Source organism: Corynebacterium sp. HMSC066C02 (genome assembly GCF_001814945.1).
Taxonomy (GTDB): domain Bacteria; phylum Actinomycetota; class Actinomycetes; order Mycobacteriales; family Mycobacteriaceae; genus Corynebacterium; species Corynebacterium aurimucosum.
In genome coordinates this window covers 1-264 of sequence record NZ_KV818465.1, presented here as the reverse complement: position 1 = coordinate 264, position 264 = coordinate 1, and the positions used below count along the sequence as shown (strand labels likewise).

At 56.4% G+C, this 264-nt stretch carries 1 protein-coding gene; it reads right to left on the bottom strand.

Features of this window, described 5'->3' with window-relative positions; translation table 11 throughout:
* Positions 1-264: hypothetical protein (locus HMPREF2996_RS12845; RefSeq protein WP_168166684.1), on the bottom strand; the 264-nt coding region annotated here is incomplete at both ends.

Sequence of the window (264 nt, the reverse complement as noted above, 5' to 3'; positions counted from 1 at the left end):
AACCTCAACCTCTACGCGGTCGATCTCCTTGCCGTCCTTGTCCTTGGCAACGACAACAACCTTCTTGCCAGGCTTAGCGTTCTTATCGATGTCGACAATCAGGTTGCCCTTCTCATCGATTTCAGCCTTACCTGGGCCTTCGGTCTCAACCGTGGTGCCATCCTCAACCGGACCACCAGTGTTCGGAATCTCGACCTTGTCGCCAGGCTTACCCTTGCCGTCCTTCCAGTCCGGCTTGTCAGCAGGAGCATCCGGCTGCTCAAC